Source organism: Pelagicoccus mobilis, assembly GCF_016595505.1.
Lineage (GTDB): Bacteria > Verrucomicrobiota > Verrucomicrobiia > Opitutales > Opitutaceae > Pelagicoccus > Pelagicoccus mobilis.
Map to the genome: position 1 here is coordinate 1 of NZ_JAENIL010000101.1, position 11,432 is coordinate 11,432.

Here is an 11,432-nt window from a genome sequence, read left to right on the forward strand (position 1 = left end):
TTGTCACGCGAAAGATCAACCTGAACCTACTCGCCCAGCACCAGATTCGGCAACCAAGTCGTCAAAGTCGGCCAGTAGGTGATCGCCAATACGCCAACTACGAAAACCACCAGCACCGGCAAAGCCGCCCGGATCACCATGCTCATCGGCTTCTCGAACCGATAACTCGCCAAGAACAGATTCATACCAATCGGAGGCGTGATGTATCCAAGCTGTAGATTCGCCAAGAAAATGATACCCAGGTGAACAGGATCGATCCCAAACGCCGCCCCTAGCGGTACAATCAAGGGCACGATCACGATGATCGCCGAAAAGATGTCCATCAAGCAGCCAACTACGATCAGGAAGAGATTCAGCAAAAGAAGGAACACCAAAGGCGACTCAATATTCGCCTGGGCCCATTCAACTAACTGATCCGGCACCATCGCCGTCACGAGGTAGTTAGTGAATCCCATCGCCACCCCGAGGATCAGCAGGACGCCGCCCACCAGCAAGCCGCACTCGGCCATGACACCTGGAAGCTCCTTCAAGATAGAAACCTTCCGTATCCACTTCGCGTCTACAACGTAAAGAATCAAAGCGTACAAGGCCGACACCGCCGCCGCCTCCACCGGAGTCGCGTAACCGCTAAAAAGCGCAAACAAAGCCACGACTGGCAACAAGATCTCGCCCATTGCTCCCCAAGCAGCCTTCCCCAAATCCCTAACCCAAGAATCGAAATTGAAAGCCGCTTCCCCCGCCACAGGAACGTGCTTCGGTTGGCGAATCACCCCGTAGCCGATCGTCAGCAAGAGCAGCAACATCCCCGGCAGCAACCCGCCAAGAAAGATCTGCTCGAGCGAAATACTAACCCGCGCCGAAGACGCCACCACGCTATACAGAATCAACGGCAAGCAAGGCGGAAAAAGCACGCCCAGCGAACCTGCTCCCGTAAGCAGCCCGATACTCCGTCGATCATCATACCCGGCCGCCGTAAGCACCGGCATCAACAAGCCACCCAAAGCCAATATCGTAACCCCGCTCGCTCCCGTAAACACCGTGAAGAAGGTGCAGACCAGCACCGTCACGATCGCCGGCCCACCTCGCACGCGGCCAAACAAAGCATTGATCAAGCGAATCAAACGCTGCGAAGACTGCCCCTGAGCCAGCAAATACCCCGCCAAAGTAAACAGTGGCAAAGTGATCAGCATCGGACTCTTCACCAAATCATAGAGATTCACCGTCACCACCCGAGGCGCGTTCTCATATTGGTAATCCCAGCCCCAAAACAACACGATCGCCGCGCCGCCCAAGGTCACAAAGATCGGAGCGCCCAGCACCGTAGCCACCAAGACGAGAATCAAAAGCGGCCAAACGAAGCCCTCCACCTCGTCAAACTCGTACAAGCCAAACCAGAACAAGCCAGCCGCCACAAAGACGGGAATCAAACGAAGCCACCAACGGTCCCCCGCCTGCCAAACCAAACGCAACGTCAGCACCAGAAATCCGAACGGAAGAATCAGCTTCGCCCACCAGACCGGAAAACCGGGAAAAAGCTCCATGGTTCGCTCACTATACTCTCCAAAAATATAGGCGTAGCTGCCCGCGCACAAGGCAGCCGTCACAAAAGCCGCGACCGAATTGCTGATCACCTTCGCCGCCGCCGCATAGCCAGACTTCAGGTAAGCCGTAAAGGTCGACAGCGAAAGCAGCCTCGACTCGCGCGCCGCAATCACACCGCCCACCATCGCCACAAAAAGCACCAAGTGCTGCTGAACCGCAGCGTTGCCCGTTATGCCTGTTTCGAACTGCCGCAACACGATCTCCGCAAGCGGCAAAAACATCATCAAACCCAGAGCGACCGCGATCGCCCAATTCTCCGCCCGGTGGAAAATGCCCAAAACCGGCTCCCACCACTTGCGGGACTTCACTTCAGAATCACTTGCAGCTGTTTGATCAGACACGCCACTCACGCAAACCTTCCCCCAGCGCCAAAGCAAGGGGAAACAGGAGGTAGGAGCGTGCTTGTCACGCGAACCCACATTCCGAACCAATCCAATAGCCCTGACGCCCTCTACCTCAGCCTCTCCAATCTCAGCCTCTGCCGCTCGTCGAAGAGCTGCCCCTTCAGCAACTTGATCGCCACCGTCATGCCAAAGCCGCAGCCACCCGCGATCATAAACCAAATCACGATCTGATACTCGACCGCCTCCACAGGCGACGCCCCCGCCAAAATCTGCCCCGTCATCATCCCCGGCAACGAAACGATCCCCGCCGTCGCCATCGAGTTGATCACCGGCGTCATTCCCGAACGGATGCAATCCTTCGCGTATCCGCCGATCGCCTCCTGAGCGCTCTGCCCCAAAGCCAGCCGCTGCTCGATCACATTCCGGTTCTGGTAGATCGCGTCGGTCAGCCGATCCATTCCCAAGCTGATCGCATTCATCGTATTGCTGATGATCATTCCCAAGATCGGAATCACATACTGAGGAGCATACCAAGGCTCCGGCCTCACCACCACCAGCAAGCCATAAACCGCGATCGCGAAAGACGACACAAACAAGGTCGAGGCACCAAGCCGCCAGCTCCGCCAGCCACTCAGTTTCCGTTTCTGCCTTGCCAATATCTCCCGCGACGCCACCGCCAACATCACGAATGCCATGATCCCCACCAGCCAAGGTCGCCCTTCCTCAAAAAGAAACCGCAACACATACCCAACCAAAGTAAGCTGGATCATCATCCTCGCCCCCGCCACCAACAAACTACCGGAAATCCCCAGCCGCATCCCCCGAAACAGAGCCGCCAAGGCAATCCCCAGCAAAGCCGCGAATCCAAGATCCCAATACGAAAGATCAATCGTGTTCATCGCGCTTCAACTCCTCCACAAACCGGAGGGCACTGTGTCTTCGCTACGCTCGTACCGAGATCTCCGATCGACACTTGAGTCAGCAAAGCAGACGAAACATGTCGCCCTTGGCTCGGTACCGTCATTGCCACACACACCAAGCTGACAGCATTCATCCTGCCACCTTCCGCAACTGCTTTGACACCATCGTATACGCTCGCTGCCCCACACGAGCAGCCTGAGCCCGATCATGAGTCACCCAGATACAACACGCTGCCCGCTCTCTCACATAATCCAACAACATCCCCTCGACCGCCGCCGACGTCCTATCGTCCAAATTCGCAGTCGGCTCATCCAACAAAAGCGCCGAAGGCTCGCGATCCAACATCCGCAGCAATCCCAATCGCTGCCGCTCCCCCATCGACAAACGAGTCACTTCCCAATCCAAACACTCCTCTTTCAATCCAAGTCGCTGCAGCACCTTCAATTCAGGATCATTCAGGAAATGCGCCCTAACCTCATCCTCCCACCAAAGAGCCTCCGCCGACAAAAAACTCACTTTCCCTCGCCATTTCGTAGGCGAAAACTCACTACACGCCTCACCTCCTAAAAAGGCCTCCCCACCATGAGGAATCAAGTCCGCGATCGCCCGCAACAAAAGCGACTTTCCCGATCCCGACTCACCTTGGATCGACACCACCTCGCCCGCTCCCACCTCAAGCGACACCGCCTCCCAATCCAGAAAATTCAGATTCTCTATCCTCAGCATAAAGCCCCAAAACGTAGCGCGGTGCTTCAGCCCGCGTAAACCACCATCTTACTCGCCTTCAAAACACCTCTTGGAAAACCCGCCTTCGGCTATTTCCAAGGCTGCCAGAGGAGTCCTTCTCTCAAATTTCACTTCCAAACGACATCGGTGTTCATCAGTCTCATCCGTGGTTCAAACAACAGAGCAGGATCAATCACTCACCTAGTTCCTCGGCACACTTTTCATTCTTCACTTCCCTCCCATGACCACACGTCTCGCCCTCGTCGGCGCCAACTACGGCGCCACTCTCGCTTCCGGTTTCGCAGACCTAGAAAACGCTGAACTCGTCGCTATCGCCGACCCCGACTCCGAGAAGCGCTCCGAAGCCGCCACCTCCCTCAATATCTCAGCCGACGCCTCCTTCGACTCCCTCGACGAACTGCTTCTCACCACAAAAGATCTCGACGCCCTCATCGTCGCCAGCCCCACCCACCTCCACGAACGCCATGTCGGCGCCGCCTTCGACCAAGGCCTACACGTGCTCTGCGCCTCCCCCGTCGGCGTTCGAGGCAGCGAAGTCTCCCACATCGTCACCTCCGCTGGTCTCGTAGGAAAAATCTTCACGTGGGCCAACCAACTACGCTTCGATCCACGCGTCTCCATTGCACAAGGCCTCGTCGAAGCAGGCGAAATCGGCGAACCCATCTTCGGCCAAGCCTGTATCCAAATTCCGGATTGGCCCCATGCCGCAAGCTCCTGGCGTCTCGAACGCGACCTCGGCGGCGGCGCCCTGCTCGAAGTCGGAGCCCAAACCCTCGACGCTCTTTGGTTCTGCATGGACGCGCCCGATCCCATGGAAGCCCTCGCCGCACGCTTCGATCAGTTTTCAGCCACCTTCGCCAAGGATCTCGAGCACCCCGCCGAAGACACGCTCACCGGTCAAGTCCGCTTCAAAAACGGAGCCAGCTTGCAAATAACCGCCCAGCTCAAGGCCCCCATCCCCGGCGAAGAGCCCAAGCAAAGCATCACCTTGGTCGGCACGCGCGGCTCCATCGACATCGCCGCCGGACAACGCTCAGACATCGACGGCAACACCTACGACTACGCCAAGCCTTCCTGCCAAAGCTCCCAGCTCCGCGCCCTTGCAGTCAGTTTCCTGCAAGCGATCGAGCTCGACCAAGAACCCGCCGCGAACGGCAAGAAAGCCCTCGCATTCCACAAGATGACCGACGCCCTCCTCTCCTCAGCCAAAGAAAAAAACGCCGTCTCCATCAAAGTCGAACGCAGCCTAGACGACCTATTCGGCGGCCTCTAGGCAATCAGGCCACTTACACAATTGACAAACACAGGAGGGCAACGCTCCGTCGTTGCCGCAGAGCCCAAATCAAACCCTTGCCGCAACCGCAAGACCCGACTCTCCATCAGCGGAAGCTGCTAGAAGTCCATGAAGTGAGCCACATCCACCCGGTGTTTGACTAGTTCGAGACGCATGACTCCATCCCGATTCTGCAAATCCATCATCTTCACGATCTTCCTCCTCGCAGGCGGAAGCGTCCTCGCGATGGATCAAGAGATGCGCTCCATCGAGGAGATCCAAGTACGCAAGCAAACCGAAGCTCGCTTTCCAGGCTCCATGAGAGTGATCGGCATCAAAGACGGATCCGTTTCCCTAGTGGTCGAGATCGATCGGACAGGAGCCCTCCAAGACATCTTCGTCCTGCAAAGCTCTCGCAAAGCCTTCACCAAATCCGCTCTCAAAAGCCTCGCCGAGTGGGAGTTCTCGCCCGCCCGTTGCGACGGACAAGCCATCGACTCCTCCATCCAGATCGACCTTACCTTCGAGATCGACCAAAAGCTCAAATGGCAGGTCCAGTCCCCCATGGCCGCCAGCCAAGCCCGCACCCACTCGGACGGCTCCCCCATCCAGACCGCCCCCTTCAATTCGCTCGATCAAATCCCATTCCCAATCGAAATCGTCGAACCCGAGTCCAGCCCCGAAGGCCAGGCGACCATCGAGTTCTACATCGACGAAAGCGGAACCGTCCGCTGCCCACGATTCACCGAAAGCACCAGCATCGCATTTGGACAACTGATGCTCGATTCCGTCAACAAGTGGAAATTCGAGCCACCGATGCTCGCCGGAGTAGAGACCAACACCATGGTACGCCAAGTCTTCACCTTCGAAGACGGACGCCTCACCGCTTCCGATCTAAACTAACCTCAACCCTGTTCTGTAGGGCGGGACGCTGACCCGCCACCTAGAAGGACTTGTCGCCTCAACGCGCATTGGCGTCAACTTAAGCGCTAAAAGGCTCTTCATCTACTTCTCCTTCTTCATCCGCTTCTTCTTCTCGTTAGGAAAGCGGCGCTACAGGCTTGGAGTCTGTATCTCTAGAAGAAGAACATTTTGGAGACGTTTTTCAGATAAGTTGACGCCAATGCTCAACACAGCGACCTACAAATTTCGCAGTATCGAGTACTGAGAACTTAGACGATCCCAATTTAACCAGCGTCCACGCCCCAGATATCGCCTGACGGACCAACCTTGCTGCTCAAGCTCGCTTTCAAAGCCTTGCGGGCACGGTAGAGCCTCGTCTCCACACCCTTGACCGTGCAGCCGACCACCTCGCCAATCTCCTTGTAACTGAGACCTTCGTACTGGTAGAGCAACAGCGTTACCCGCAAGTCGTGAGGCAATTTGCCAATCGCCGTCTTCACCAGCTGGATACGCTCCTGCTTGAGCGCCTCGTCATCAGGACGTTGCGAGCTCCCATTCTCCGCCAAAGGGTGGATATGGGTATCCGCCTTGCTCCAATCATCGGTAAGGCTGTCCTTGCCAAGGGCCGGATGGCGGCGCTTCCAACGCTCGAGATTCTTGCAGAGGTTAGAAAGAGACGTAAACGCCCATGCGGAAAACTTGGTTCCCTCCTTGAAGCGTTCGCGGTTTTTATAGATTCGGACAAACAGCTCCTCCACAAGGTCGCGAGCGTCCTCTTCGCTCTGCACGTAGCGATAGGCAAAGCTGAGAAACGGGCGGCGCCAGCGGAGCATGATGTCGTTCAACGCACTGTCACGTCCATGGCGAAGCTCTTCAAGCAACGCCAAATCTGTCTCGTTATCGGATGGCATGGTAGGGGTAGTTAAGGGGGCTTGACTGACAAAAGAACTTACTTTCCTGACAAAGTAGTTCAAGACCAAGCTCGGCGGCGACCTCCGCCGGAACTAGTTCAAAGAGCCCTGCACAATCGTCAAATAACGTCGCCTCTGCTCCAAATCCATCACGTCGCCAACCGACGCGATCAAGTCGTTCGTCGACTTCGAACAAGCCTCGTCGAGCTTGCGTTTCGCTTCCATGTAATTGCGAATTTCGAGGTAGTCCACATAGCCCTCGGTGACCCGCTCCGCCTCCAATTCCGCAAGCATCAATTCGAGGTCTCGAACCTTGCGTGAAAGGGTGCGAATCTCGCTTTCACGATCGTCGTGCAAACGCGTGATTCGAGCAAATTGCTCCTCCGTCAAATCGAGCTCCGAACGCAGCCATTCCATCTCGTTCAGCCCACTCGTAGCACGCATCTCAGCCGAATAGGTATTGAAGTAGCCGAGGTGCGCGGACACGCCCGCAACAACCCCTATCACAATTACCATCAACGATTTCCAAACTTCCATCTAATCGCCGAGATAAGTGTTCTTTAGCAAAGGATCGATCACCTGCTTGTAGCTTTCCGCTAACTGCTCGTGCCGATCCGACTCCATTTTCACGACCCTTAATTCGGCCAAAAGCAAACCTCCCAAAACGCAGCTCACCACAAAAACCGCAGCGTAAACGGGACGGACTAAAAGAGACTGAACCAACCTAAAAAACGTGGGCAAAGTCGTCGGTTCGCGCTCCTCGTTCGCGACCCGCGCCCACACGCGAGATGAGAGCCGAGAGTGGTCTACCTTGACCTCGTCCCAAAGCCCGAGCGCCTCATCCAGTTCCTTGTCTTCTTTGTCCATCTATAAAGCCATTTGATGCTCAAATCCGCAAAACGTTCAAAGCGCACATATGCGCTACATCGGCCGCTTTTCGGATCTTAGTCTTACCTAAGCGCAACACCAGTTGGCGAAGCCCCACTTCACCAAAATCAGGCAAAAACCCTTAACGGGTTCAAAAACAGACAGGTGTACCGGTTAATTGCAGCCGCAGCCACCGCCGCCCACACCTTCACCTCCGGTCGAAGCCTCTCGCGAAAAAGTGACGTGAGCCGTCATCACGCTCTCCAATTCGTCACGATCATCGCGCATCGTGTAGTCGGCGAGGTTTCCCTTTTCCCAAGGCTGGACCGTCTCACACCCGCTCAGCAACAAGGCTGCAAGACCCACTCCAACCACCATTAAAGTCTTCCCGAACCTCATCGTCCCGCCTCCTTCAGTAGCTCCAATATTTCAGCCTCCAGCTCCACCGCGGTCTCTTTGCCACCCCAGCCCTCATGCACCGAGCGGATCTTGCCTTCGCCATCTACCAAAAACGAAGTCGGCATCACACCCACCTCGGCCGTTTCCACAAGCTGCTGCTCCTCATCCCAGACAGTCGCAAAACTGGGCTTCACGCGATCAAGGAAACGACGCATCATCTTCTCGCTCGAGTCCACGCTCACCGCCACTACCTGAAAACCCTTCTCCCCATGCTTCTGATACAAGCGCTCGATCTCAGGAAAGGCCGCCTTGCACGGAGCGCACCAGGACGCCCAAAAATCGACATACGTCACCTTCCCCTCCAGCTCCGGCAAATCCCCCTGCAAGCCAAACCCAGAAAGCTCCGGCAGAACATCCCCCTCCTTCCACTCCCCGAAGAGAACGGGAACAAATCCGATAGCGACTACAGCAAAAGCTGCCTTAATCTTGTACAACGTATTCATAAAATCGTGATGTTTGATAGTTCGAGGTTTCACCGACAAAGCAGCCTTCCGCTCCGTAGTTCGCCTCTAGCAATTTCATTCCCTCCAACTCCCCAGCCACAAACGCCGCTGTCGACAACACCCCAGCCTCCAGACACGAGGGCGCGACCACAGACACAGAACGCAATCCATTCGCCACCGGATAGCCGGTCTTCAAATCGATAATATGCCCATATCGCTTCCCTTCGAAAAAGAAGCCCCGATGGTAATCGCCCGAGGTCGCGACGCCTCCCTCGCGGATCATCGCCAATCCCACCCAAGTCGAGCCGGGACGAGCCGGATCCTCCAGTCCGATGTGCCACGCCGGCGAGTCAGGCGGCGTACCCAAAACATGGATATCTTGCCCAAAATCGATCAGCGCGCTGCCAATCCCATTCGAGACCGCAAGACCCGCCACCTTATCAACCGCGTACTCCTTGCCAAAACCGCCAAAATCCAGGCACATCCCCTCGCGAGGCAAAAAGACCTCGCCCGCTCGGCGTTCCACCTTTTGCCACCCCACCAGCTCTCTCGCCTGAGCAACCTCACCCTCGCTGGGCAACTCCAAACGCTTCCGACGATAATCCCACAAAAGGATCAATGGCAATCCGCTCGGATCGAGTCGACCATGGGTCATGAAGTTCAAGTCGTCACAGAGGGCGAAAAGATGCTCAGCATCCTCGTCCAGCTTGACCCAAGCCTTTCCTGCCTGCCGGTTGATTTCGCTCAACAAGCTTGTATCCAAAAAACGCGAATACTTACCCTCAAAGCAAGCCACCCAATCGACCGCTTCGCGAGCAAACTGAAAAGCCTGCTCCTGAGTCACTCCCGAGAACAGCACCCCGCAGTTCGTGCCAAGCGCCTGAAACTGAAGCCGAAACAGCCCCCTCGCCTCCTCGAAGGCAAGGCGACTCTTGATCTCCTTCCTGTAAGCCTGGTCCCCTGCTAAAACCACCAAACACCTCCGATCGTCAAAATGTCAGCATCCGGAAAGGCATCCTCAATCGTCACGCCGTCACGCCCCTTCATCTCGTAGCGCTCCCAGCTAAAATCCAGCGAAACCTCGCCCGTCAGATCGTAGATCACTTTCAGTCCGTAACTCTCCGTCTCCATTTTCGCGAGCCGGTAGTCCGCCGAATAAAAAGGCCCCACCCCCGGCTCCGGATCAAAAGGATCAATATCCACCCCATTTAAATCCGGGTAGTAGAAATCGGCAGCGCTCTGCCTGTAGTAGCGATAGCTCGGTCGCAGCGTCCACTTGTCTCCAATCTTCTGATACCACTCGAAGTCGAAAGTGTGACTCTCCACGCCCCAACTGTCGTCGAAGTAGCGGTAGTCGATATCAACGCTGCCTCGGACCTCTGGAAAAAACCGCTTCACGTTCGCGAACCAGATTCGACGCAAGCGCTCATCCGGTCGGTGTTCAGGAGCTTCCTGAAAAAGAAAAAAGCCAGGCAAGACCTCAACGTTTTTAGCGATCTGCTTGTAGGGATCATCCAAATACCCTTCGAACTTACTGTAGGTGAAATTCAAAGCCACCACCGTGTTGGGATCCAAAACCTGACTAACTCCCACGTAACCATCGAGGCTATCCTTGGTCTCCGCCTCGGAAAAGAAACTCGGTTCAATCTCGTCGTCAACATACGACACACCGTAGTTCAGAGCCGTGTTTCGTTTATTGAACTCCGAGGTATTGTAGATGGCATAACCCTTCGACAAAAAGTCGCTCTCGTCGCTGTAGGCGATCTGAAACGAAGTCTTGTGGATACCATGCGTCCAGTCCAAGTCCACCACCCCCGCGTCACGCACATCCACGATCTCCGAAAGCACCAGCTCGTCCCCATCCTCTCCCGTCGATCCCGTCGGCGTCGCTCCCGAGATCGAATCATGCACCGCATGCAAACGCAGAGCGAAGCTCTGGTTGATCACCTTCTCGGCACCCAGATATTTAGAAAGCACACGGACACGGCCATCGTCCTCCTGATAATCCTGCCATTTGACCGAAAGATGATCCTCCGCCCGCACCGGCTTGAGCCAAGCGAACTGCAAATACGCACAAAATGCGAGAATCCTGACAGGGGTTAAAACGGACAAGCAACGGGAGGTCATGAGGTACTCGGGAGAAAAAAAGCCTGGGAAGCAAAACGCTGCCACCCAAAGCTTATAACGCAGCAAACGGCAAATTGGATTTGTTAACTAAGCTATTAGAGTAAATTCGCAGCTCTAATCATTCCATCCCGCGCAAGCCCAATCCTTGCCTAGGCAGTATAAGCAAACATTATCCACAAAAGATGAGTTCCCAATACCTCTTTGCCTACGGAACGCTGAAAAGCGACCAACCGGAACACCCCCAGCACTGCCTCCCGCCGCTCTCCATTACCCCCGCCAAAGCTCTTGGCACTCTCTGGCGGCTCCGCGAAGGCTACCCCATCCTACAAGTCGATCCCTCCGCCGCTCTCCTCGACGCCAGCAAAGACCCGCTCGACGATTGGCAAACCGCGCTGGACCAGCAAACCACTGCCCCAACGACCCCAACCGAAGGTCAGAAGTGGATCGAAGGCGAACTCTTCGAATACCCGCTCGCCCCCAACGCCCTCGACAAGATGGACACCTGGGAGAACTTCACGCCCGGCATCAAGAGTCCCTATCAACGGCGAGTCATCTGGACCAAGGATCAAGACGGAAACGACCGCCTCGCCTGGGCCTACGTCTGCTATTCCCCTCCCAACTGGTCCACCATGCTCACCCAGACCCGCTGGTAGAGGACAGGCACACCTAATCGAATAGGCACTTCAAAAGGTAGGGCGGCCTCGCCGTAGGCCGCCGTGGAGACTCGATCCTGCATTGCGCATTGGCGTCAACTTAAGTCGTAAGGCCCCTATGAAGAGTCTGTTATGCTTCCGTTTACGGCGTTGGAGCAGCCTCTTACGTTAAGTTTTTTTAT

Annotated in this window: 13 protein-coding genes; 3 read left to right on the forward strand and 10 right to left on the reverse strand. The window is 55.9% G+C overall.

Annotation, left to right across the window (positions count from 1 at the left end; all coding sequences use genetic code 11):
- Positions 1–26: 26 nt before the first annotated feature.
- From JIN87_RS27070 to JIN87_RS27080, 3 genes are all read right to left on the reverse strand, one after another.
- The gene (locus tag JIN87_RS27070; RefSeq protein ID WP_325176417.1) at positions 27–1,943 is read right to left on the reverse strand and encodes a TRAP transporter large permease; all 1,917 of its coding nucleotides are present in this window, start codon (positions 1,941–1,943) and stop codon (positions 27–29) included.
- Between the two features lie 110 nt (positions 1,944–2,053).
- The gene (locus JIN87_RS27075; protein ID WP_200359700.1) at positions 2,054–2,845 is read right to left on the reverse strand and encodes an ABC transporter permease; all 792 of its coding nucleotides are present in this window, start codon (positions 2,843–2,845) and stop codon (positions 2,054–2,056) included.
- Positions 2,846–2,996: 151 nt separating this feature from the next.
- The gene (locus JIN87_RS27080; RefSeq protein WP_200359702.1) at positions 2,997–3,593 is read right to left on the reverse strand and encodes an ABC transporter ATP-binding protein; all 597 of its coding nucleotides are present in this window, start codon (positions 3,591–3,593) and stop codon (positions 2,997–2,999) included.
- A 241-nt stretch (positions 3,594–3,834) separates the two neighbouring features.
- On the opposite strand from JIN87_RS27080, the gene JIN87_RS27085 reads away from it, so the two are divergent.
- Complete coding sequence (locus JIN87_RS27085; protein ID WP_200359704.1) at positions 3,835–4,887, forward strand: Gfo/Idh/MocA family protein; 1,053 nt, start codon at positions 3,835–3,837, stop codon at positions 4,885–4,887.
- Between the two features lie 174 nt (positions 4,888–5,061).
- Complete coding sequence (locus tag JIN87_RS27090; RefSeq protein ID WP_200359706.1) at positions 5,062–5,790, forward strand: energy transducer TonB; 729 nt, start codon at positions 5,062–5,064, stop codon at positions 5,788–5,790.
- Positions 5,791–6,074: 284 nt separating this feature from the next.
- On the opposite strand, the gene JIN87_RS27095 is transcribed toward JIN87_RS27090, so the two are convergent.
- From JIN87_RS27095 to JIN87_RS27125, 7 genes are all read right to left on the reverse strand, one after another.
- A complete protein-coding gene (locus JIN87_RS27095) occupies positions 6,075–6,701 on the reverse strand; it encodes an RNA polymerase sigma factor (RefSeq protein WP_200359707.1) in 627 nt (208 codons plus the stop codon).
- A 93-nt stretch (positions 6,702–6,794) separates the two neighbouring features.
- Positions 6,795–7,217, reverse strand: a complete 423-nt coding sequence (locus JIN87_RS27100) for a hypothetical protein (protein WP_200359709.1) — start codon at positions 7,215–7,217, stop codon at positions 6,795–6,797.
- 21 nt (positions 7,218–7,238) lie between these two features.
- Complete coding sequence (locus tag JIN87_RS27105) at positions 7,239–7,568, reverse strand: hypothetical protein (protein WP_200359711.1); 330 nt, start codon at positions 7,566–7,568, stop codon at positions 7,239–7,241.
- Positions 7,569–7,742: 174 nt separating this feature from the next.
- Complete coding sequence (locus tag JIN87_RS27110; RefSeq protein WP_200359713.1) at positions 7,743–7,967, reverse strand: DUF4266 domain-containing protein; 225 nt, start codon at positions 7,965–7,967, stop codon at positions 7,743–7,745.
- Positions 7,964–8,470 (reverse strand): TlpA disulfide reductase family protein, encoded by a 507-nt coding sequence (locus JIN87_RS27115; RefSeq protein WP_200359715.1) that lies wholly within the window; start codon positions 8,468–8,470, stop codon positions 7,964–7,966. The genes JIN87_RS27110 and JIN87_RS27115 overlap by 4 nt, the downstream gene beginning before the upstream one ends.
- Positions 8,448–9,443, reverse strand: a complete 996-nt coding sequence (locus tag JIN87_RS27120; RefSeq protein ID WP_200359717.1) for an FAD:protein FMN transferase — start codon at positions 9,441–9,443, stop codon at positions 8,448–8,450. The genes JIN87_RS27115 and JIN87_RS27120 overlap by 23 nt, the downstream gene beginning before the upstream one ends.
- Positions 9,434–10,597 (reverse strand): DUF3570 domain-containing protein, encoded by a 1,164-nt coding sequence (locus JIN87_RS27125; protein WP_200359719.1) that lies wholly within the window; start codon positions 10,595–10,597, stop codon positions 9,434–9,436. The genes JIN87_RS27120 and JIN87_RS27125 overlap by 10 nt, the downstream gene beginning before the upstream one ends.
- Positions 10,598–10,779: 182 nt before the next feature.
- Here JIN87_RS27125 and JIN87_RS27130 point away from each other — a divergent pair, with 182 nt between their 5' ends.
- Positions 10,780–11,250 (forward strand): gamma-glutamylcyclotransferase family protein, encoded by a 471-nt coding sequence (locus JIN87_RS27130; protein WP_200359721.1) that lies wholly within the window; start codon positions 10,780–10,782, stop codon positions 11,248–11,250.
- Positions 11,251–11,432: the final 182 nt, after the last annotated feature.